Source organism: Streptomyces sp. UH6 (genome assembly GCF_013421635.1).
Taxonomy (GTDB): Bacteria; Actinomycetota; Actinomycetes; order Streptomycetales; family Streptomycetaceae; genus Streptomyces; species Streptomyces abyssomicinicus.
This window is the reverse complement of the sequence record NZ_JACADT010001189.1, coordinates 1-1,511: the sequence shown is the minus strand read 5'-3', so window position 1 is coordinate 1,511 and position 1,511 is coordinate 1. Positions and strand designations below refer to the sequence as shown.

Here is a 1,511-nt window from a genome sequence, read left to right as displayed (position 1 = left end):
CAGCAGTAGAAAAGCCTGCCGCGGCGACGCCTCGAGCGGTGCGGATTCCCGTGGTGCCGATTCCCGATCGCGCATCGTCCCAGCATGCCCGCAGCGGCCGCCGCCGGGGCGGGCGGCGCAGTGGCGGACACGTCGTCTCAGCCGCCGGACCACGTTTCGTCCGGGTTTCGCGAACGGCTACGCTCGCGCTCGTGGCTGAGATCCAGATTCCCGCTGACATCAAGCCCGCCGACGGACGTTTCGGCGCTGGCCCCTCCAAGGTGCGGACGGAGGCGCTGAACGCCCTCGCCGCGACCGGCACCTCTCTGCTCGGCACGTCCCACCGCCAGGCCCCGGTCAAGAACCTGGTCGGCACGGTGCGGGAAGGCATCCGCGAGCTGTTCTCCCTGCCCGAGGGCTACGAGGTGGTCCTGGGCAACGGCGGCTCCACCGCGTTCTGGGACGTCGCGACGCACGGCCTGATCGAGAACCGCTCGCAGCACCTGACCTTCGGCGAGTTCTCCTCCAAGTTCGCCAAGGCCGCCAAGCTCGCCCCCTGGCTCGGCGACCCCACGCTGGTCTCCGCGGACCCGGGCGACCACCCCGAGGCCAAGGCCGAGGGCGGTGTCGACGTCTACGCCCTCACCCACAACGAGACCTCCACCGGTGTCGCCATGCCGATCCGCCGCGTCGACGGCGCGGACGACGGCGCGCTCGTGCTGGTCGACGCGACCAGCGGCGCGGGCGGCCTGCCGGTCGACATCACCGAGTCGGACGTCTACTACTTCGCCCCGCAGAAGTCCTTCGCCGCGGACGGCGGTCTGTGGATCGGCGTGTTCTCCCCGGCCGCGGTCGAGCGCGCCGAGCGGATCCACGCGTCCGGCCGTCACATCCCGGAGTTCTTCTCGCTGCCGACGGCGATCGACAACTCCCGCAAGAACCAGACCTACAACACGCCGGCGCTGTCCACGCTCTTCCTGCTGAACGAGCAGCTGGAGTGGATCAACGGCCAGGGTGGCCTGGACTGGGCGGTCTCCCGCACGGCGGAGTCCTCGCGGACGCTGTACGGCTGGGCGGACGCCTCCCCGTACGCGACGCCGTTCGTCACCGACGCGGCGAAGCGGTCGCAGGTCATCGGCACGATCGACTTCGCCGAGCAGATCGACGCGGCCGCCGTCGCCAAGGCGCTGCGGGCGAACGGGATCGTCGACACGGAGCCGTACCGGAAGCTGGGGCGCAACCAGCTGCGGGTCGCCATGTTCCCCGCGGTCGACCCCGCGGACGTGGCCGCCCTCACGGCCTGCGTCGACTACGTCATCGAGCGCCTCTGACCGCGCTCCCCGCCTCCTGACGACGCCGCGTTCCCCGGAACGCGGCGTCGCCTTTTTCCCGCCGGGACACACCACGCGCCCGCCCCTGCCCGGTGAGCGCGACGCGAGCCCGGACGGAACGCGCCGGCACGGCAAGCCCGACGGGAGCGGGCCGAACGGTGGCAGGCCGAACAGTGGCGGGCCGAACGGTGGCGGGCCGGC

At 72.1% G+C, this 1,511-nt stretch carries 1 protein-coding gene; it reads left to right on the top strand.

Translation table 11 applies throughout. The features are described 5' to 3' along the window. Nucleotides 1-191 precede the first annotated feature (191 nt). Nucleotides 192-1,310, top strand: coding sequence for a phosphoserine transaminase (gene serC, locus HW445_RS30490; protein ID WP_180224032.1), 1,119 nt, complete (start codon nt 192-194; stop codon nt 1,308-1,310). Nucleotides 1,311-1,511: the final 201 nt, after the last annotated feature.